Source organism: Parageobacillus thermoglucosidasius (genome assembly GCF_001295365.1).
GTDB lineage: Bacteria > Bacillota > Bacilli > Bacillales > Anoxybacillaceae > Parageobacillus > Parageobacillus thermoglucosidasius.
Window position 1 is genome coordinate 1,050,385 of the sequence record NZ_CP012712.1, and the last position, 21,263, is coordinate 1,071,647.

A 21,263-nucleotide genomic window follows, 5' to 3' on the forward strand; every position below is an offset into this window, starting at 1 on the left:
ATGAAAAAAACGCTCTATATTTTTCAAAGCGGCGAGCTAAGCCGTGAAGACAACAGTATTTGTTTTGAGACAACTGAGCGTAAACAAAAGCTTCCCGTTGAAGATGTCAATGATATTTATATTTTTGGAGAAGTGAATGCAACGAAGAAGTTTTTAGAACTGATGGCGCAAAAAAATATCTGTATCCACTATTTTAATCATTACGGCTATTACACGGGAACATTTTATCCGCGCGAGCATTTAAACGCGGGTCACGTCATTTTAAAACAGGCCGAAGCGTATTTGAATCCAGAAAAACGTCTTGTTTTAGCGCGAAAATTCATTGACGGTTCGATCGGGCAAATGATACAAGTGCTGAAATATTATCAAAACCGTGTGAAAACCAATAACGCGAAGTTTAAAGAAATGATTTTGGATTTCCAATCAAGCCGGGCGAAACTGGAACAATGGACAAGCGTTGAGGAAATGATGTCAACAGAAGGGCATGTGCGCGAGAAATATTACAGCATGTTTGATGACATTTTAAACCATAACCCAGATTTTTTGTTTGAAAAACGTTCGAAGCGGCCGCCGCTCAATCGTTTAAACGCAATGATTAGTTTTGGCAATCAGATTTGCTATACGATGGTGCTAAGTGAAATCTATAAAACTTATTTAGACCCGCGCATCGGGTTTTTGCACGCGACGAATTTTCGGCGTTTTTCGTTGAACTTGGATGTCGCGGAAATATTTAAGCCAATTATGGTCGATCGTCTCATTTTTACTCTTGTAAATAAAAAGATGATTACGAAAAAAGATTTTGACAAACATATGGAAGGGATTTTGCTGTCAGAAGAAGGGCGGAAGAAATTTGTCGGGGAATTGGACAAGCGCATGAAGACAACGGTTAACCACCGGCATCTTGGCAAATCCGTCTCATACCGCCGTCTCATTCGCCTTGAGCTTTATAAAATTCAAAAGCATCTTCTCGGAGAAAAAGAATATGAGCCATATCGCTCGTTATGGTAGGTGGTCGCTATGTTTGTGATCCTAGTCTATGATTTTGAGAAAAAACGTGTCGCGAAAGCGTTAAAGATCGCCAGAAAATATTTATACTGGGTGCAAAACTCGGTGTTTGAAGGAGAAATTTCTGAAGCAAACTATGTTAAATTAAAAATGGAACTGGAGAATATTATGGATCCGGATGTGGATTCTGTTGTTTTCTATACTTTCCGAACGCAAAAATATTCAAAGAGAGAAGAAATGGGATTGCGCAAGGGTGGAGAAGAAAACATTTTGTAGGGAATCATAAAAGAATAAACTATCAGGCCACGTATTGCTTGGGGCATCCATCATGTTGCAGTAAAGAATAAAAAGTAAATTTCATATGTTTTCAGGGTGGGGCTGGAAATCGCCTCATGCATCGGATGAATGGTTTCAAAGACAGCATCGTGAGGGGTGACTTCTCATCAGTTTAACTTTTTATTATTGACAAAAGCCCTAAAAATTGGGTTAAAAGCAATGGATCTCTTATAGGTTAATTTCGAATAGAAGCAAGGTTAGGAGAGCTCAATATATGAGGATGATCATTCAGTTCAGACCGAAAAATGGCGCGCTTATTTTGCCGATCAATTATGAAGAAGTGCTTCAAGGATTTTTATACCGCTCGATTCAAGATTTTGAGCTGGCGCATTTTTTGCATGATGTTGGGTATACGAAAGAAAAGCGGCGGTTTAAAATGTTTACATTCAGCCGTTTGTATGGAACATACCGCATCCATCGCCATGAGAAAAAAATCGAGTTTTTTGACCAAGTAACATGGTATATTTCTTCCGCATTGGATTCGCTTATTGTTAATTTAGCGCAAAATTATTTATTGCGAGAACAATTTGCGTTAAATGGACAGCCTATTCATATTGAAGAGACTGCTGTGAAACGATTGGAAATTTCCGAAAAACGTTCTTATCAAATTCGAATGCTATCGCCGCTTACGGTTTACAGCACTTACGAAAATCAACATGGAGAAAAGCGGACGCATTTCTTTTCGCCATTTGACGCAGAATTTTCTAAGATGGTAGAAAAAAATTTTTATAATAAATTTCAAGCATATTTTCAACAAGCACCAACGGAGAAGGTGACAATAAGCCCAATCCGCGTAACGAAAAGGGATAAGGTGATTACCGTATTCAAAGGGTTCCGCATTAACGCGTGGAATGGTATGTATGAAATTCAAGCACCGCTCCCTTATGTGAAATTTATGTATGACGTCGGCATCGGATCGAAAAATTCCCAAGGTTTCGGCATGTTCGAATTCATTAAATAGCGGCTATATACTTTTGTCGTCGATCCCTAATAGCGCACAAACCCCAGGGGATCGACGACATGTTTGTTTTCTCATTTCTCCCAACAGCCATCAGCACTTTTGAATATTGACGCAATTTTCAAACTGACGTATACTTTATATATCCATTATTCGCCAACCTTGATATATAAGCGTTTGTTGGGGTTTGTATCTTACCTATGAGGAATTGAAACTGCTGATAATGCGTTAATTATTGACACGAAAAAATCTGTTTGTATCTTACCTATGAGGAATTGAAACATCGCGGCCGTAGATGATGTGTACGGAACGTTTCACGTTTGTATCTTACCTATGAGGAATTGAAACGCAACGATGAACTCTAATGTATCGTCGTTGCTGTCTCGTTTGTATCTTACCTATGAGGAATTGAAACCATTTTCCGCTTGGTGAAGCACTAGAAGAGATGCGCACGTTTGTATCTTACCTATGAGGAATTGAAACACTTGGTTGAAAAACCTACTGATGAAAAGATACGAAAGTTTGTATCTTACCTATGAGGAATTGAAACTGTTTTCTTGAGGTTTTTCTAATGTTAACTGTAAAATGTTTGTATCTTACCTATGAGGAATTGAAACTCAGTTGTTTCCTGCTGTTTTTCTTGTGTATCCCCCGTTTGTATCTTACCTATGAGGAATTGAAACCCACGATGTCATGACATTGTATAGACGTTCCAGATAGTTTGTATCTTACCTATGAGGAATTGAAACTGTTTTTTCGGATAAGGATTTTGAGAGAGTATTAGAGTTTGTATCTTACCTATGAGGAATTGAAACCTAATCTCGAACCAGTCCATAAAATAGTCATCGATCTCGTTTGTATCTTACCTATGAGGAATTGAAACCGGCTATCAAGCGAGAAATAAGCCTCATCGACAATCAGTTTGTATCTTACCTATGAGGAATTGAAACAGGATTGGAGAACATGCTGACCAACATGTTCGTCCAGTTTGTATCTTACCTATGAGGAATTGAAACCTGTAGGTATGCGTTGTTCAACATAAGTAGGGAAAGGTTTGTATCTTACCTATGAGGAATTGAAACAGTCAACAGTTTCAAGTAATTCTGTTTGCTTTCCAGGTTTGTATCTTACCTATGAGGAATTGAAACTCAGAACTAGCGTAGAGGATAGAACAGGTAGCTATCGCCGTTTGTATCTTACCTATGAGGAATTGAAACACGCACCTAGATCACTTATTACCTTATCTGAACTTCGATGTTTGTATCTTACCTATGAGGAATTGAAACTGAAAAGTATATAAAGCATTTTAATATTGGAGGCGATTGTTTGTATCTTACCTATGAGGAATTGAAACTCCGAACGATAGCTTTCCGACACTTTGCCGATGGCACGTTTGTATCTTACCTATGAGGAATTGAAACTCCCGCAGGAAACATCTCCTTTGATGAGAGTTTAAAGTTTGTATCTTACCTATGAGGAATTGAAACAAGGAATATTCGTTCGAATCGTTTTTGCCGCGTGAGTTTATATCTTACCTATGAGGAATTGAAACTGGTAATATGAAAGTATGGGTAGATCAAGATTAGAGTTTGTATCTTACCTATGAGGAATTGAAACAACAATGCGGAAGTGATTCCGATTCCGACGCGTCCTGGTTTGTATCTTACCTATGAGGAATTGAAACACCGATAACGGTGGAAGTGCTGTTTCAACTATCGCAGAGTTTGTATCTTACCTATGAGGAATTGAAACTCCTTCCTCATAAAACCCTATACCGAAACGTATGGACGGGTTTGTATCTTACCTATGAGGAATTGAAACTATCTTTGAGCATGCTTTTCACTTCCCGTTTGTCCGCTGTTTGTATCTTACCTATGAGGAATTGAAATCTTTTTCATTCATGAGTATTCCCCCTTCTTTGTTTAGTTTGTATCTTACCTATGAGGAATTGAAATTCAGCCGCCCCGTATCCATATGCTCGTACCATTGGATTCGTTTGTATCTTACCTATGAGGAATTGAAATTTGTGCGAATCATAAAAAACCCCACTCGTCCGAGTAGTTTGTATCTTACCTATGAGGAATTGAAACGTGGTCTGCGATTTGACAGCTTTCGTGTCGCGTGCCTGTTTTATATCTTATGGACCGATTTTGCCTGTTTTTATCTTAGCTACGAAGATTGTCCCCTTCTTGGCGCTTGCCGCTGTGAAGGGCTTTTTTGTTGTAATTCACCGCCACATTTGTTATAAAGGTGAAAAAGGGAAACAATAACAATAAAACAAACATGGAAAGAAGTTTTGAAAGCATGTTCCGTATTCTTAAAGCAGAAAAGACGGTTGATGTTTAAAATGCGGAAGTTTGCTGAATTGGAAGTAATATAACGGAAAGGGTAGAGTGTGGATGGGAGTATTGGACAGTAAAAAAATTATGGAAATAAGAAGCCGTATTGAAAAACGAGTAGTGACGCTGCCCGATGGCACTACTGTTCCATGCATAGGTCAAGGAACATGGCACATGGGAGAAAAGCCCCAAGAGAAAGCGAAGGAAATAAAAGCCTTACAACTTGGAATAGAATTGGGCATGAAAGTTATTGACACAGCTGAGATGTACGGAAATGGCGCTTCTGAACGCTTAGTCGGCGAAGCCATCAAAGGGCGCAGGGATGATGTGTTTTTAGTCTCTAAAGTATATCCGCATAATGCAGGATTAGATAAAATTTCCACCGCGTGTGAAAACAGCTTAAAACGGCTGGGAACGGATTATTTAGATTTATATCTTTTACATTGGCGAGGCCGTATTCCTTTAGAAGAAACGATCGAAGGCATGGAGAAGTTGCGAAAAGAAGGGAAAATTTTGCGATGGGGAGTCTCCAATTTTGACACAGACGATATGAAAGAGTTATGGAACACTACCAATGGATCAAACTGTGCGACAAACCAAGTGTTATACCATCTTGGTTCGAGAGGAATTGATTTTGATCTGCTGCCTTGGCATCGGGAACATCATGTACCGATTATGGCGTATAGCCCCCTTGCCCAAGGAGGTGCGTTAAGAAAACAGTTGTTGACGGATCCAATTGTTAATGAGATTGCCAAAAAATATAATGTAAAACCGCTGCAAATCGCACTTGCTTGGACGATACGCACGAATGATGTCATTGCCATTCCAAAAGCTGGGCAAGAACAACATGTTCTGGAGAATGCTGAAGCTGCTGCGATTGAATTGACCCAAGAAGACCTGAAACGGCTTGATGAAGCATTTCCAAAACCTCGTAAAAAAGTGCCTTTGGATATCATTTAACATTTTTCCGAAGAAAAAGTCGGTTCATGAATGTAATATGCTGGATGGTCTTGGATGAACCAAAAATTTCTTTATAGGGTTGGAAAGATGTGCCGCTGATTCAAATGTGTCATGCGGCATTTTCAAGTTGACAAAAGTTTTCATTGGCCTTATAGTTGATAACGTAGTGTTTATTTTTTGGTTTTTTGGGTGGTGAGAATGAATGTTGTTAACTGAACGTCGGAAGCAATTTCTTCAGAAGCTGATTGATTTATACCAAAAGACAAACGTGCCTGTCCATTATGAAACATTAGCGAAAGCACTAGGTGTCAGCAAATGGACGGCATATGACATGCTGAAAGAACTTGAAAAACTTGGCTATCTCACCCGTGATTACACTCTGAATCCTGGCGAGACAGGACGTTCCCAAATCGTTTTTCTGCCAACAGCAAAAGCTACGAGCTTGTTTGAACAAGAACGTTCTGAAGCAATCAATCTGGAAGAGTGGCATAAAACAAAAGAGAAAATACTTGAGTTTCTAAACAGTTTAAAGAATTGCAGTCTCAGCGCCGCCGTCCGAAAAGTTTTAGAGGAAATTCCGAAAGCGCAGATTCGCGTTGCCTTCTGTGCATACATCATCGGGCTTTTTCTTGTTTATCTTCGCAAGCTGGGCGGGAAAACCGAGGTGTTGATTAAAAATCTTGTTCAAAACGCACCAACTAATGAAATGCGGATGACCATGTTTGTTGGAACCGTCCTTGGAAGCATTATTCAAACGATGAATCATGAAATTGGTGTAGAAGTAACAGAATTGGTTGGACGGTATTTGAAATCGATTGCCGACCTTTCCCATTTTGAAAAGGAAATGCTTTCCGATTTTCTCCATGAAGCATTAGCATGATTGTGGTCAACGGTTTAAACCTTGACCATTTATTTGCTTGAGTTTTTGGGTTTTTTGTGTTATTTGTGTTTTTTTGAAATAGATTAAGAAAGAGAAGAACGTATCCGCATAAACAAAAAGAGGAGGTGGTGGTAACATGATGAACGATTTTCTTGGATTCATAAAGAAAATCCTTGAAGCATTCCAAAATATTTTCATCAAAATTAATACGCCCCTTAGGTAGCGGTCCATAAATTGCTTTGGCAGGTGATTGATGTGCTTGAATTATTTGGGAGATTTGTGGTGAAAAGCAGAATTGCTATCATTGTTTTATCATTGATACTTGTGATTCCTGCATTGTCCGGAATAGTCAAAACGCAAATCAATTATGATATTTTTGCTTACTTGCCGGAAAAGCTTCCTTCGGTGCAAGGGCAAAATATTATGAACAAAGTGTTTGGGTTCGGTGGAACAGGCATCCTGATGGTAAAAAATCAAACAGATGTTGAAGTAGAAAATTTAAAACGAAAACTGGAGCAAGTGGATGGTGTTGAAACAGTCAATTGGATCACCGACATTGCTGATCTTGCAGTGCCTCGCGAGTTTCTTCCAGAGGAATTGGTGGATCAGTTTTATTCTGGAAACAGCACTATCATGCAAATTCAATTTGAAGAGGAAGCGGCATCAGAAAAAACTCATTATGCTGTACAAGAAATCAAAAACATTCTTGGGCCGAATACTTATTTTGCTGGAACTCCTCCAATGTTGTCGGAGCTGCGTCAGTTGCTTGAAAGTGAGAAGTTTGTCTATGCAGTGTCCGCAATTGGGTTTATTCTGTTGCTTTTGGGATTAACGCTCCCATCGCTTTTCATTCCGTTCCTTATCCTGTTCTCAATTGGGGTTTCTATTATTTACAACTTGGGATTGGCTTACTATTTAAATGGTTCAATGTCGTATGTTACCGCTGCGATTGCGGGAGCTTTGCAGCTCGGAGTTACGATGGATTTTTCTATTTTCTTAGTGCATCGTTATGAAGAAGAACGAAAGACGAAAGAAAAGAATGAGGCCATGATCGCGGCCATCAAGCACACAGCGATGGCCATTTTAACCAGCTCGGCAACGGCAGTAGCCGGTTTTCTCGCGATGGTCACCATGTCGCTTGGACTTGGGGAAGACTTAGGGATGACGATGGCGCGAGGGATCCTTCTTAGTGTGTTGATGATTTTGACATTGTTGCCGTCGTTCATTCTGGTGTTTGACAAGTGGATTCGCGAATATCAGCACCGCGTGATGATCCCTAATTTTCATCTGTTAGCCAAATTTGTGACCAATCGCCACAAACTTGTTTTTGTAGTGTTCCTGCTTTTGTTTATCCCTGCTTTCCTCGGTTTTAAGAATGTGCATATCGTGTATGATTTGGAGCAACTTATGCCGAAGACGCTGCCTTCGATCCAAAATCTTGACGAAATCAAAAAAGAATTTACATCGACTGATTCTGCTTTTTTAGTCATGGATAGCAAGATTTCTGATCAGGAACGTCTTAAAATCAAGCAGCAGATTGGAGAAATAGATGGAATCAAGAAAGTAATTGGGTATGACACCTTTGCAGATCCTGCGATTCCTTCAGAATTTGTTCCCGAAAACTTAAAAAACATGTTTATCAAGGATCAATACAATTACATGTTGGTACAGATGGAATACGGATCGTATGATGAACGCACGACACGGGCCATTCAACAAATCAACAAATTAACCGAGCCATATGAAGGGCATATGTACCTGACTGGTCAAGCTGTTTTGCAAAACGATCTGACTACCACGGTACGGGACGACATGAAAAAAGTAGATGTGATTTCGGTTGTCGCCGTATTTTTGATTATTGCGCTTGCCTTCCGATCCGTGGCGCTGCCGGTTGTATTAGTTGGTGGAATTGAATTGGCGATTTTGTTCAACCAAGGGCTCGATTTCTATCTTGGCCGTTCCATGCCATTTATCGGTACATTCGCCATTGGTGCTATCCAGCTCGGCAGCACGATCAACTATGCGATTTTGCTTGTCACACGCTATAAGGAAGAGTTGATGAATTATCCGAAAGAGGAAGCGATGTATCGAGCCATCACAGCAAGTGGAGAAGCGATCTTGAGCAGTGCGCTTGCCTTGTTTGCCGCTGTCATCGGGATTTGGCTGTTTTCCGACATCACGTTGCTCAGAGATTTAACCTTTATGATTGCGCGAGGAGCGATTATTTCTCTTGCCGTCATCTTATTCCTGCTTCCGGCAGTGTTGCTCACATTAGAAAGTTTCATATCCAAAACGACATTTGGCTGGCCTAAAGCTAAATCCATGAAAGAAGATGAGACACTTTCAGAATTATCTTTAAACTAATAACAAACAATAAAAGGAGAGGAGAAGCACCATGAATGCGGTAAAAGCCACAATCCCCGTTTTGACTGCTGCCACCCTTTTATTATCATCGGCAACCGGTACTTATGCAGCGGCTCCCGATCAAGTCGTTGATCGAGAAACGGTTTATACCCTTCTTAATTCCGATGGGACTGTGAAAAAATCGATCGTTGTGGATTGGCTGTATTTTAAAGGAAATGGAAATGTCACCGTGACAGATTACGGACCATTACAGCATATTCGCAATATAAGCGGATTGGAAAAACCAGTGGTGCAAAACGGACAAATCATTTGGGATGCGGAAGTGAAAGGAGAACGGTCGATTTATTATTCCGGCGAAACGAGCCAGCCTCTTCCGGTGGATGTCTCGATCAACTATTATCTGAATGGGGAAAAAAGTGGATGCTCCCTCATTGGCCGGGAAAAATGGCACAGTAAAAATCGAGATAACGTTGAAGAACCAGCTGAAACAAAAGAAAAACATTTCCTATTCCGGCTATAAGGGTGTCCGTCATTCAGTGGAAAAAGAGCTGTACACCCCGATTTTATCGCTTGTTTCGCTCAACATTCCAACTGAACATTTCACGGATATGAAACTCGGTGACGCAATGACGGTCATGTCGGGGAAAACGATGAGCGCGACTTGGATGATTGTGCCCAATCCGGAAGAGACCATCACCCTTGAAATGAAAGGAACAGACATTGAGCTTGAACCGATCACGATTACTTTGATTCCGAAGCTTCCTCCAGTATCAGAAGTACCGGTTAAAGAACAATTGGAAAAACTAACAGATGGCATTCAGCAAATCTCTTCTGCACTGGATCAAATAGGAGATGGCGCAAATCAACTTGCCTCTGGCAATCGTCAAGTAAAAAACGGTTTAAACCAACTTTCTGAAGGACTTGGGCAGTTGAACCAAGTGAATCAAGCCCATGAGGGACTTGTGAAACAGTCGCTGGAAACAAACCGGCAGCTTCTGGCGCTGGCTCAAAATCTGGCTGCTGAGAAACCGCAGGATGCGAATTTGCAGGCTCTCGTGCAGGGACTAAAAGGCCAGCAACAAATGCTGAAGATGTTAGCCGAAGGGGGAAATTTGCAGGGAAAACCATTTCCAGGCCTCGATAAGATGGAGGAAGGTTTAAAAGGCTCCAAAGCCGGAGCTGACAAGTTAGCGGTTGCGGCGGGCCAGCTGGAAAAAGGTTCGTTGCAACTGAAAACTGGTATAGAAAAGTTATCCGGCGGAACGGCGGAAATAAAAAATGGACTGATTACCGGATTAAATAAACTGTATGAAGGGGAAGCTATTTTACATCAATCAAAAACAGCGGCGGAACAATACGATACATTTCTTGGCAAACCAAAAGGCGCGAAAGGGGAAGTTCGTTTTATTTTAAAAACAGATCCGATCGAGCCGGTGAAGGCGAAAGGTTCAGCCGAACAAAAGCCAGACACGGGCAGCGAGGAAGAGAGCATTTCTTTCTTTGCAAAAGTAAAAAAATGGCTGAGTGACTTATTTTAAGAACTGGAAATGTTCCAATGCAACCTTGTAGAGGAAGGACAGAATAGTCATGAAAGTAGGCTTAGCTTTAGGGGGTGGAGCGGTACGCGGATTAGCCCACATTGGAGTATTAAAAGTGCTAAAAAAACATCAAATACCGATTGATTTTATTGCAGGCACCAGTATGGGCGGTGCAATTGGAGGGTTAGTTGCCGCCGGTATTGACATCGAGGAAATGGAAGAATTTATCCTGACCACCCCATCTTACCGGTTTGTGGACATTGGAATTTTAAAACGCGGTATTTTTGCCGGAAATAAAATATACGCGATGCTTATTCAATTTTTAGAGCAAAAGGGGCTTGGCAATATTCGCATTGAGGATCTTAACATTCCTTTTCGGGCGGTATCGGTTGATTTGATTAAAGGAGAAGTTTTTGTCTTTGAAAAAGGAAGTCTTAGTTTAGCCATTCGGGCCACTACATCCGTTCCCGGCATTTTTTCGCCTGTTCATTATCAAGATAAAGTGCTGGTGGATGGGGGAATTTTGAATAACCTTCCGGCTGATTTGCTTCGTGAGGCAGGAATGGATGTCGTTATGGCTGTTGATGTCGAAAGAGAACATGAAGAAGAGGAACCGCGCAATATTTTTGACGTCGTCTATCGTTCGTTCACGATTATGATGACGAGGCAGCGCCGCGCCAATCTCCGATATGCGGATGTGGTTTTCCGGCCGGAAGTCGGGCACATTTTAGCATTTGACACAACGAGAATCCAAGAGTGCATTGAAGCAGGGGAACGAGAGGCTCAACAAAAAATTCAGGAAGTGTTATCCTTCATAAAATGAATAGAAACGAAGGCAGTCATAAGGTTTGGCGTTTCGCCTCAGCAGGAGCAGGCAAAAGGGAAGCTGTCTCTGGAAATGACAAAGGCCATGATGAATGAATGGATGCAACGAAGTGCGAAAGAAACATTGGCTTAAACAAGGTATTGCGCCTGCGGGCAATTGCGGCGTTTTTCTTGGAACGGTCGCGTTCTGGCCTGTAGGCGCATTCTCGTTTCTCTCTAGCATAATGCTAGTGGAGAAACGAGTTTTTTTATTGCACTTTTATTGTGTGCATGTTCTAATAGTGATTGATGGGAATTAGGAAGAGATTGATTTCACTGGCAGAGGACATATTCGAAGCAAGGAGTGGGGAACGACGGATGGAGAAAGAGGCAATCATCCGCTTTGAGCGGGTGACGAAGGAATACGATGGGTTAGTCGTGCTTGATGATGTCAGTTTTGAGATTGAGCGCGGGAAGTTTTACACACTGCTTGGGCCATCGGGATGCGGAAAGACGACGATTCTTCGCTTAATTGCGGGGTTTGCAGAGCCGACGAAAGGAACGATTTATTTTCACGGGAAGCCGGTGAATCACGTTCCCGCCAATAAGCGGCAAGTAAATACGGTGTTTCAAGATTACGCCTTGTTTCCGCATTTGAACGTGTTTGAAAACGTGGCGTTTGGGCTGCGGATAAAAAAGAAAAAGCGTTCGGAAATTGAGGAAAAAGTCCAACAGGCGCTCCGGTTTGTGAATTTGGAAGGGTATGAGAATCGCAGCATTCAAGAAATGTCCGGAGGCCAGCGGCAGCGGGTGGCGATTGCGCGCGCGATCGTCAACGAGCCAGAAGTGCTTTTGCTCGATGAGCCGCTGTCGGCGCTTGATTTAAAGTTGCGTACCGAAATGCAATATGAGCTCCGTGAATTGCAGCGCCGGTTAGGGATTACGTTTATTTTTGTCACCCATGACCAAGAAGAGGCGCTGGCGATGTCGGACCAAATTTTCGTGCTGAATAAAGGAAAAATCCAGCAAAGCGGCACGCCAAAAGACATTTACGATGAGCCGGTTAATCGGTTTGTTGCTGATTTTATTGGTGAATCGAACATCTTGCGGGGGACGATGATCGAAGATTACCTTGTCGAATTCGCAGGAAAGCGGTTTACGTGCGTGGACAAAGGCTTTCGCCCGAACGAGCCGGTCGATGTTGTCATCCGCCCGGAAGATTTGGAAATTACGACAAAAGATCAAGGAAAACTCCAAGTGCGCGTTGATTCGCAGCTGTTCCGCGGCGTACATTACGAGCTATGCTGCTATGACGAAGATGGAAATGAATGGCTCGTCCATTCGACAAAAAAAGCGGAAGTAGGGGAAGAAATCGGGCTTTATTTTGATCCAGAGGATATTCATGTCATGCACATCAGCGAAGATGATGGTGAGGGATCCGATGAAAAATAGTGTACGCAACGTTTACTTACTTCCATATATCATATGGATCGGGTTATTTGTCGTCGCGCCGATTTTATTAATTTTGTATTATTCGTTTTTTGACATTGACGGAAATTGGACGTTTGCCAATTATAAAACATTTTTTACGCCGATTTATTTAAAGATGGCGGCTAGTTCCGTTTGGTACGCATTTTTAATTACGTTTTTTTCATTGCTTGTCGCGTATCCAACCGCGTATTTTTTGACAAAAACAAAGCATAAACAGCTTTGGCTTTTGCTGATGATTTTGCCGACATGGGTGAATTTGCTTTTAAAAGTGTATGCGTTTCTCGGCATTTTTGGCACATATGGATTGGCAAACGCAATTTTAGAAACGATCGGAATCGGCACGAAACAAATTTTGTTTACTGATTTTAGTTTTGTGTTCGTGTCGGTATACATTTTTATCCCGTTTATGATCCTCCCGATTTTTAACTCGCTTGAGGAGTTGAACCCAACGTTGATCGATGCCGCGCGGGATCTTGGGGCTTCGGCTTGGACAACGTTTCGTCGCGTCGTTTTTCCGCTGACGTTGGACGGGGTGAAAGCAGGATGTCAAGCCGTGTTTATTCCGGCGTTATCGCTCTTTATGATTACGCGTTTAGTTGCGGGAAACCGCGTGATAACACTCGGTACGGCGATTGAAGAGCATTTTCTTGTCACCCAAAACTGGGGCATGGGTTCGACGATTGCCGTGTTTTTAATTATCGCGATGGCCATTGTCGTCATTATGACAGGAAATCGGAAGTGAGGGTTCGGCGATGCGAAGCAATAAAAAATGGGCGACCGTGTATTTAGTGTTTGTGTTTCTCATTTTGTACACCCCGATTATTTATTTAATTTACTATTCGTTTAATAGCGGCGGCATGATGCACGATTTTCAGCATTTTACGCTGAAGTGGTATCAGGAAGTCCTCCATGATACCCGTTTATGGATTATTGTGCTGAATACACTGACGATTGCTCTTTTGTCTGCGGCGATTTCTACGATTCTTGGAGTAATCGGAGCGTTAGCGATTTATTATGTGAAAAAACGGCATATGAAACAGTTGCTTTTAACGTTGAATAACGTATTAATCGTCAGCCCGGATGTCATTATCGGCGCCTCATTTTTGATTTTGTTTACGATTATCGGCATACAGCTCGGTTTTACGTCGGTGCTGCTGTCCCATATCGCGTTTAGCGTGCCGATCGTCGTGTTAATGGTGCTTCCAAAATTGCAGGAAATGAGCCCGACGCTAATTGACGCGGCGCGTGATTTAGGGGCGAATCAATGGGATGTGCTGACGAAAGTAATATTGCCGTTTATCACTCCTGGTATTTTTGCTGGCTTTTTCATGGCGCTGACGTATTCGCTTGATGACTTCGCGGTGACGTTTTTTGTGACGGGCAACGGTTTTTCGACACTATCGGTGGAAATTTATTCACGGGCGCGCCAAGGAATATCCTTGTCGATTAACGCATTATCGACATTATTGTTTTTGTTTACGGTTGTGCTGGTGATCGGCTACTACTTTATTAGCCAGAAAAGCAGTACCTTATACGGGATGAGGGGGCGACGGAAATGAGAAAGCTGATATCCTTGTTTGCGGCCGTTTTTTTCGCCTCGTTTGTACTGCTTTACGTGTCTGCCCTGCTGAATAAAACGGAAGGATATTCCGGGAAAAATACATTGACTGTGTATAATTGGGGCGATTACATCGATCCTGCGTTGATTAAAAAGTTCGAAAAGCAGACAGGCATCAAAGTCATCTACCAAACGTTTGACTCCAATGAAGCGATGATGGCGAAAATCGCCCAAGGCGGCACGACGTTTGATGTTGCCGTCCCGTCCGAATATGCGATCAGTAAAATGAAAGAAGAGGGGCTGCTTATTCCGCTCGACCATTCGAAATTGCCGAATTTAAAATATATCAACCCGCGCTTTTTAAATTTATCGTTTGACCCGGGCAACAAGTATTCTGTCCCGTATTTTTGGGGAACGGTCGGCATCGTCTATAATCCGGAAATGATTGGCGGCAAAAAAATAACGAGCTGGAACGATTTATGGGATAAAGATTTGCGCAATCAAATTTTGTTAGTTGACGGCGCGCGCGAAGTGATTGGCATGGGGCTCAATAGCTTGCATTATTCGTTAAATGACACGAATAAGAAGCACTTGCAAGAAGCGAAAGAAAAACTCGATCGTCTTACGCCAAACGTCAAAGCGATTGTCGGCGATGAGATTAAAATGCTTTTAGTGAATGAAGAAGCGGCAATCGGAGTTGTTTGGTCAGGAGACGCGGCGGAGATCATCGCGGAAAATGACAAGCTCGATTATGTGGTGCCAAAAGAAGGCTCCAATTTATGGTTCGATAATATGGTTATTCCAAAAACAGCGAAAAATATTGAAGGGGCGCATCAATTTATTAACTTTATGCTTGATCCGAAAAACGCCGCACAAAACGCGGAGTATGTCGGCTATTCGACGCCGAATGAGAAGGCGCTGGACTATTTGCCGAAAGAAGTCACCGAAGACAAACGGTTTTATCCAGATTTTGAGTCAGTCGGCAATTTAGAAGTGTACGAAAATTTAGGAAAACGGATGCTTGCTTATTACAACGAGCTGTTTTTGCAGTTTAAAATGCATCGGAAATAAGCGGGAAAGGGAGACTGAGCGAATTGAAGCGGTTAAAAAAGGCATGGATTGCGTTTTTGTCTGTTGTTTTGTTCCTATCAGGAAAACTGAAGTGGGTGCTGGCGGTTTTTAAGTTTTTAAAATTCAGTTCTCTCATTTCCTTATTTATTTCGATCGGCGCGTATGCTATGGTATATGGATGGAAGTTTGCGGTGGCGCTCGTGTACTTTTTATGTGCATGAAATGGGCCATTTGTTTGCGGCGAAAAGGTTAGGCATTCCAACATCGAAGGCGATTTTCATTCCGTTTGTCGGAGCGCTTATTGCGCTAAAGGAAAAGCCTAAATCGGCGAAAGATGAGGCATATTTGGCGTATGCAGGCCCGTTGTGGGGGACGTTGGGGTTTCTTCCGGCTTTGCCGCTGTTCTGGATGACAGGAGACCCGTTTTGGGGGCTGGTCATTGCGCTTGGAGCGCTGATTAATTTATTCAATCTTATGCCTCTGCATCCGTTAGACGGCGGGCGGATTGCCGGAGTGATTTCGCCAAAACTATGGTTTGTTGGCCTGATGGGAATGACCGCTTATTTTCTTTGGAAACCGGGGCCGATCGCCCCGCTCATTATTTTATTAGGCGCGGTGAAATGCTGGGAGCTTTTGCGCCGGGAGTTCCGCTGGAAAAAGGCGCAAATTCACAAAGAAGTCAATGAGTCGTTACTGCGGGAAATTCAACGGTACATGCTTTTATCGGAAGAAGAGCAGCAAGAAATGTATTGGCGTTGGGAGGATGAGCTGGAACGCGCGGAGGCGGAGCTGCAGCGGAGAAAAACATGGCACATCCCCGTTTTTCAAGATGAACAAAAACTGCAAAATTATCGCTTGGAGCGGTATGTGGAAAAGCATCATCAGTTATTGGAGGCAACTCGATGGGGGGCATTGCAGGAACAAACCGTTCCTGACTTTATCCGTGTGCTCCAAAAAGAAATTGAAGAAAACGAACAAGCAATACAGAAGCAAACAGTGTATTATCGTGCGGAGGCAAAAACAAAATGGGCGTGGTTATGTTTATATCTTGCGCTGGCGGTTGTTCTTGCCGTGTTCACAGCGTACGGGCAACAGATTATGGATGCCAATCAGCCACTTATTTCGTAATGCAATCAAGGGTGGCCCTTCAGCAGGAATGTTTAGTCCTTTTTGGGCCACCCTCATTGTTGCTTAACATTATACGGAGTGGGCGGCTGCCTTTTTCTCTCTATATATTTGCAGGACAAACCCGGCTGCTGTTACACAAAGGATACCCGCGACAATAAATATAAATGTATAGGTTCCGAACCATGTGTGTAAGATACCGCCGCCAAAGGCAGCAGCCGCGGCGCCAAGTTGGTGAAAAGCCCATACCCAGCCAAATACCACTCCGCTTTGTTTTCCAAATACATCACTGCACAGACGGACAGTAGGAGGCACTGTTGCAACCCAATCAAGCCCATAGAAGACAACAAACACCGATAAGCCTAAAAACGTAGAGTCCAGAGCGTATGGGAGAAAAACAAGGGAAATTCCGCGCAATCCATAATACCAAAACAATAACCAGCGATTATTCCAGCGATCGGAAAGCCAGCCTGACAGTGTTGTTCCTAAAATATCGAAAATCCCCATAACAGCCAGCATGCTGGCTGCGGTTACTTCTGGAATTCCATGCTCCATACAAGCGGGTATGAGGTGGGTTCCAATCAGCCCATTCGTGGATAAACCACAAACAAAGAAACTTCCGGCAAGCAGCCAAAAATCTTTGGAGCGAGCTCCCATTTTCAATCCATTTAGTGCAGAAAGAAAAGGATTCGCATAGGGAGCAGATGCCGTTTCAACCGGCTCTGTTGCACCATATGGAAGCAGGCCGACATCGCTGGGCTTATCGCGCATAAACCATCCTACACATAACATTGTAAGCAATGCGGATAAGGAGGTGGCCAAGACAACCGTTTGCCAGCCATAAGAGGAGATCATTTTTGCGAATAAAGGCAAAAAAACAAGTTGTCCCGCTGCTCCGCTGGCGGAAAACACGCCAACAACCAATCCGCGTTTCTCTTTAAACCAGCGGTTTGCTATTACCGCTCCTAAAACAGAGGAAGTGAACCCGGCCCCGGTCCCCACTAAAAATCCCCATAACAATGTCATCTGCCATGTCGTTTTCATCCATACTGAGAGTCCCGTGCCTGCCACAAGCAATGACAGAGCGATGAGCATCATTCGTTTTACCCCGTACCGTTCCATAAACGCTGCCGCAAATGGCCCGCAAAGACCATATAATGCGATATTAATGGCCAAAGGAAACGTAACTTCCGCGCGGGTCCATCCAAACGATAGCTCAAAAGGAACGATGAGAACACCGGGAGTGGAACGCACGCCTGCTGAAACTAATAACGTCAAGAAAGTGACTCCAGCCACAATCCAATAAATATGATGTGATGTCAATGTTGAGGAAGAATGACCGCTGTTCATTTTCAAGCCCCCTATAAATGACGATCATATAGAAAATGATTAAAATAATATTATGAGATCAATGCAGAGATTGTAAACAAAAACATAAAGCAAATAACACAAAAAGAGGGTGTCTGAAAAGAATACGCCTTTGGGATACCCTCTTTTTGTTTTTTTTAATGGCAGTGAGCATATGGGGAATCTCTATAGCCGCTCATTTTGGGAACTTTCCTGAATTTTGGGAAAAAGAACAAGAAAAGTGAAAACGAACAGCTTGCTTTCGCTTTATTGTTTGCCAAAAACGATCATGTTATAAAGAAAAAGAAAGCGCTACCAAAATGAGATCCAGCGAAAATTTAAGAAAGGGAGTGAGTGAACATGATGCAAAAGATTCAGCGGTTTGGCGCAGCGATGTTTGTGCCAGTATTGCTTTTTCCATTTGCTGGCATAGTTGTTGGCTTGACGATCTTATTTAAAAACCCTGATATCATGGGCTCCATTGCGGATCCAGACGGAATGTGGTACAAGTTTTGGACGGTAGTAGAAGAGGGGGGATGGACGGTCTTCCGGCAAATGCCGTTATTGTTTGTTATAGGCATTCCGATCGGGCTGGCAAAAAAGGCTCATGCGAGAGCTTGTATGGAAGCGATTGTTACTTATTTAACATTCAACTATTTTATTAACGCGATATTGACTCTTTGGGGAGATAAATTTGGCGTAGATTTCAGCCAAGAAGTTGGCGGAGTCAGCGGTTTGACAATGATAGCGGGAATCAAAACGTTAGATACGAGCATTATTGGAGCGATTGTTATATCTTCTATTGTCGTAATGCTTCATAACCGGTATTTCGATACGAAACTTCCTGATTTTCTTGGCATTTTTCAAGGTTCATCATTTGTGGTGATTATTGCATTTCTTGTGATGCTTCCAGTTGCTCTAATAACAGCATATGTTTGGCCGATCGTACAACATGGCATCGCATCTTTACAAGGATTTTTAGCAAGTTCAGGAGTGTTTGGGGTTTGGTTATATACATTTTTAGAGCGCATCCTTATTCCAACAGGCTTGCATCACTTCATCTACGGCCCGTTTGTCTTTGGACCTGCGGTTGTCGAAGGGGGAATCGCGAAGTATTGGATGGAGCATTTATCAGAATACGCAACATCTGCCCATTCTTTAAAAGAAATGTTTCCAGAAGGCGGGTTTGCATTGCACGGGATGTCTAAAATCTTTGGTATTCCAGGCATTGCATTAGCGATGTATGTGACTGCAAAACCAGAAAAAAGAAAGCAAGTTTCAGGATTATTAATCTCTGCCGCTTTAACTGCTGTGATTGCCGGAATTTCAGAACCGATTGAGTTTACTTTCCTGTTTGTGGCACCTTGGTTATTTGCTGTTCATGCTGTTTTGGCAGCAACGATGGCAGCAGTAATGTATGCGTTTGGTGTTGTAGGAAATATGGGCGGGGGTCTGCTAGAAATCGCTACGGCAAACTGGATTCCATTATTTAAATATCACAGCATGACTTATCTCATCCAATGGATAATCGGTTTCGCGTTTATGATTATTTACTTCTTTGTTTTCCGATATTTGATTCTTAAATTTAATGTGGCGACGCCGGGACGCGAAGCGGATGATTCAGCAGAGACGAAATTATATACGAAAGCAGATTATAAAGCAAAAAAACAAGCTGGCCAAAATGACAGTGACAACAGCTATACGGTTCAGGCACTGCAATTTTTAGACGCGCTCGGCGGACCAGAAAATATCGTGTCGGTTACCAATTGCGCCACACGCCTTCGCGTTAGTGTCCATGATGAATCAACAGTCGCGCCGGATAGTGTGTTCAAATCTGCGGGAGCCCATGGTGTTGTTCGTAATGGCAAAGCTATTCAAGTGATCGTTGGTTTATCCGTTCCGCAAGTGCGAGAGCAGTTCGAGAAAGCTTTAGAAGAAAAAGGGGTTAAGACAGGGTCGTAACGATCATGATGAATAAGAAGTTGGGAAAATTCTTATTTAATGTGAAAAAGAACGAAACGTGTGATTAGGCCCAGAATGGCTGGAATCCATTGTTCCCATATTTTCGATTTGCTATAACAGTAGTGAAAGCGCTCACGTATGATAAAAAGGGGGAAGAACAATGAAAAAGTTTTCCATTTTGATTGCAGGCGGGGGAAGCACATTTACTCCGGGAATTGTGTTGATGTTATTGGATAATTTAGACAAATTTCCGCTTCGCAAGTTAAAGTTGTACGATATTGATAAAGAACGGCAAGATACCATCGCCGGGGCATGTGAAGTGATTTTAAGAGAAAAAGCTCCAGAAATTGAGTTTCTCGCTACTACTGATCCGGAAGAAGCGTTTACCGATGTTGACTTTGTCATGGCCCACATTCGGGTGGGAAAATACGCGATGCGTGAATTGGATGAAAAAATTCCGTTGAAATATGGCGTGGTAGGCCAAGAAACGTGCGGGCCAGGCGGAATTGCATATGGAATGCGTTCCATCGGAGGAGTATTGGAATTAATTGATTATATGGAAAAATACTCCCCTGATGCATGGATGCTCAATTATTCCAATCCAGCGGCAATTGTGGCTGAAGCGACGCGCCGTCTCCGTCCTCATTCGAAAATACTTAACATTTGTGATATGCCTGTTGCGATTGAAGAACGGATGGCGCGGATTTTAGGGCTGAAATCCCGCAAAGAAATGACGGTGAGATATTATGGATTGAACCATTTTGGATGGTGGACAGATATCCGCGACAAAGAAGGAAATGATTTAATGCCTAAATTAAAAGAGCATGTTGCAAAGTACGGGTATGTTGTCAATGATGGCGGAGACAACCAGCATGTGGATGCTAGCTGGCAAGATACATTCTTAAAAGCGAGAGATGTGTATGCGTTAGATCCAGATACATTGCCGAACACATATTTAAAATACTATTTCTTCCCGGATGAAGTAGTAGCACATTCTAACCCGGATTATACAAGAGCCAATGAAGTAATGGATGGACGTGAAAAATTTGTATTTACGGAATGTAAAAAAATCATTGAAAATCAATCCACAGAAGGAAGCGCGCTTCATATTGACGAACATGCTTCATACATTGTTGATTTAGCGCGCGCCATTGCCTATAACACCCATGAAAGAATGCTGCTGATTGTAGAAAATAAAGGAGCTATTTCTAATTTTGACCCGACCGCCATGGTGGAAATTCCATGCATTGTCGGCAGCAACGGCCCTGAACCGCTGTCGATCGGGGAAATCCCGCAATTCCAAAAAGGGTTAATGGAACAACAAGTATCTGTGGAAAAGCTAGTGGTAGAAGCATGGATCACAAAATCTTACCAAAAATTATGGCAAGCTATAACGCTATCTAAAACAGTGCCAAGCGCGAAAGTGGCAAAACAAATATTAGACGATTTAATCGAGGCAAACAAAGGATATTGGCCAGAATTGCATTAAATTAAGGATACGAAACAAAAAGTACAACATTCGTAC

16 protein-coding genes, 1 pseudogene and 1 CRISPR repeat array are annotated in these 21,263 nt (G+C 42.5%); of the genes and pseudogenes, 16 read left to right on the top strand and 1 reads right to left on the bottom strand.

Features of this window, described 5'->3' with window-relative positions; genetic code table 11:
- From cas1b to AOT13_RS05250, 14 genes and pseudogenes are all read left to right on the top strand, one after another.
- Positions 1-1,008, top strand: coding sequence for a type I-B CRISPR-associated endonuclease Cas1b (cas1b, locus tag AOT13_RS05180; RefSeq protein WP_042383931.1), 1,008 nt, complete (start codon positions 1-3; stop codon positions 1,006-1,008).
- A gap of 9 nt (positions 1,009-1,017) precedes the next feature.
- On the top strand, positions 1,018-1,281 hold the full coding sequence (gene cas2 / locus AOT13_RS05185; RefSeq protein WP_003253159.1) for a CRISPR-associated endonuclease Cas2: 264 nt from the start codon (positions 1,018-1,020) through the stop codon (positions 1,279-1,281).
- A 274-nt stretch (positions 1,282-1,555) separates the two neighbouring features.
- Positions 1,556-2,302 carry a CRISPR-associated endoribonuclease Cas6 gene (gene cas6, locus AOT13_RS05190; RefSeq protein WP_042383929.1) on the top strand — a complete coding sequence of 249 codons (747 nt, stop codon included), beginning with the start codon at positions 1,556-1,558 and terminating at the stop codon, positions 2,300-2,302.
- A gap of 182 nt (positions 2,303-2,484) precedes the next feature.
- Positions 2,485-4,389: a CRISPR direct-repeat array (repeat unit 30 nt; unit sequence GTTTGTATCTTACCTATGAGGAATTGAAAC).
- A 309-nt stretch (positions 4,390-4,698) separates the two neighbouring features.
- Positions 4,699-5,598: an aldo/keto reductase gene (locus AOT13_RS05195; protein ID WP_042383926.1), complete on the top strand. Its 900-nt coding sequence runs from the start codon at positions 4,699-4,701 to the stop codon at positions 5,596-5,598.
- A 202-nt stretch (positions 5,599-5,800) separates the two neighbouring features.
- Positions 5,801-6,478, top strand: a complete 678-nt coding sequence (locus AOT13_RS05200; protein ID WP_013401694.1) for a LexA family protein — start codon at positions 5,801-5,803, stop codon at positions 6,476-6,478.
- A gap of 423 nt (positions 6,479-6,901) precedes the next feature.
- A complete protein-coding gene (locus tag AOT13_RS05205; RefSeq protein ID WP_237169054.1) occupies positions 6,902-8,842 on the top strand; it encodes an efflux RND transporter permease subunit in 1,941 nt (646 codons plus the stop codon).
- A gap of 31 nt (positions 8,843-8,873) precedes the next feature.
- On the top strand, positions 8,874-9,362 hold the full coding sequence (locus AOT13_RS05210; RefSeq protein ID WP_003253145.1) for a hypothetical protein: 489 nt from the start codon (positions 8,874-8,876) through the stop codon (positions 9,360-9,362).
- Positions 9,363-9,378: 16 nt separating this feature from the next.
- Positions 9,379-10,380 carry a hypothetical protein gene (locus AOT13_RS05215; protein ID WP_232511568.1) on the top strand — a complete coding sequence of 334 codons (1,002 nt, stop codon included), beginning with the start codon at positions 9,379-9,381 and terminating at the stop codon, positions 10,378-10,380.
- 49 nt (positions 10,381-10,429) lie between these two features.
- Entirely contained in the window at positions 10,430-11,203 is a 774-nt protein-coding gene (locus AOT13_RS05220; RefSeq protein WP_003253142.1) for a patatin-like phospholipase family protein, read from the top strand.
- 359 nt (positions 11,204-11,562) lie between these two features.
- Positions 11,563-12,636, top strand: coding sequence for an ABC transporter ATP-binding protein (locus tag AOT13_RS05230; protein ID WP_003253141.1), 1,074 nt, complete (start codon positions 11,563-11,565; stop codon positions 12,634-12,636).
- The gene (locus AOT13_RS05235; protein WP_003253139.1) at positions 12,626-13,417 is read left to right on the top strand and encodes an ABC transporter permease; all 792 of its coding nucleotides are present in this window, start codon (positions 12,626-12,628) and stop codon (positions 13,415-13,417) included. Before AOT13_RS05230 ends, AOT13_RS05235 begins: the two co-directional genes overlap by 11 nt.
- A gap of 10 nt (positions 13,418-13,427) precedes the next feature.
- A complete protein-coding gene (locus AOT13_RS05240) occupies positions 13,428-14,234 on the top strand; it encodes an ABC transporter permease (RefSeq protein WP_003253137.1) in 807 nt (268 codons plus the stop codon).
- Positions 14,231-15,304: an ABC transporter substrate-binding protein gene (locus AOT13_RS05245; protein WP_013401689.1), complete on the top strand. Its 1,074-nt coding sequence runs from the start codon at positions 14,231-14,233 to the stop codon at positions 15,302-15,304. The genes AOT13_RS05240 and AOT13_RS05245 overlap by 4 nt, the downstream gene beginning before the upstream one ends.
- Before the next feature lie 23 nt (positions 15,305-15,327).
- Positions 15,328-16,432 (top strand): annotated as a pseudogene (locus AOT13_RS05250) (site-2 protease family protein).
- 69 nt (positions 16,433-16,501) lie between these two features.
- Here AOT13_RS05250 and AOT13_RS05255 read toward each other — a convergent pair.
- Positions 16,502-17,779 (bottom strand): MFS transporter, encoded by a 1,278-nt coding sequence (locus AOT13_RS05255; protein WP_042383922.1) that lies wholly within the window; start codon positions 17,777-17,779, stop codon positions 16,502-16,504.
- Between the two features lie 357 nt (positions 17,780-18,136).
- On the opposite strand from AOT13_RS05255, the gene AOT13_RS05260 reads away from it, so the two are divergent.
- Together AOT13_RS05260 and AOT13_RS05265 are read left to right on the top strand one after the other, a co-directional pair.
- Positions 18,137-19,738: an alpha-glucoside-specific PTS transporter subunit IIBC gene (locus AOT13_RS05260; RefSeq protein WP_013877543.1), complete on the top strand. Its 1,602-nt coding sequence runs from the start codon at positions 18,137-18,139 to the stop codon at positions 19,736-19,738.
- A 160-nt stretch (positions 19,739-19,898) separates the two neighbouring features.
- A complete protein-coding gene (locus tag AOT13_RS05265; RefSeq protein ID WP_003253128.1) occupies positions 19,899-21,227 on the top strand; it encodes a 6-phospho-alpha-glucosidase in 1,329 nt (442 codons plus the stop codon).
- Positions 21,228-21,263: the final 36 nt, after the last annotated feature.